We start from the raw sequence: 431 nt of genomic DNA, 5'->3' as shown, positions 1-431 counted from the left end.
GAGTACATGGTCCCGGCGGCGTTCGTGGTCCTCGACGAACTGCCGCTCACCCCCAACGGCAAACTCGACCGCCGCGCCCTACCCGCCCCCACCACCACGACCACCACCACCGGACGCGCCCCCCGCACCCCCGAAGAAGAAGTCCTCTGCGCACTCTTCGCCGACATCCTCGGCCTCCCCCGCATCGGCGCCGACGACGACTTCTTCGACCACGGCGGACACTCCCTCTCCGCCACCCGCCTCATCAGCCGCATCCGCAGCACCCTCAACACCGAACTCGGCCTACGCGACCTCTTCGCCACCCCCACCCCCGCCGGCCTCGCCACCAAACTCACCCCCCACACCGGCACCCGCCCCACCCTGCGAACCACCCCCACCCGACCCGACCCGCTCCCCCTCTCCTACGCCCAACAACGCCTCTGGTTCCTCCG

The 431-nt window shown here is 71.0% G+C and carries 1 protein-coding gene; it reads left to right on the top strand.

What is annotated here, in order from left to right:
* On the top strand, positions 1 to 431 hold a 431-nt coding region (locus tag IF30_RS42925; RefSeq protein WP_037903207.1), incomplete at both ends, for a phosphopantetheine-binding protein.

Source organism: Streptomyces sp. NRRL S-350, from assembly GCF_000719705.1.
In the GTDB taxonomy this organism is placed as follows: Bacteria; Actinomycetota; Actinomycetes; order Streptomycetales; family Streptomycetaceae; genus Kitasatospora.
Note: the sequence above shows the minus strand (reverse complement) of the source record. Positions and strands in the feature narration are given on the sequence as shown.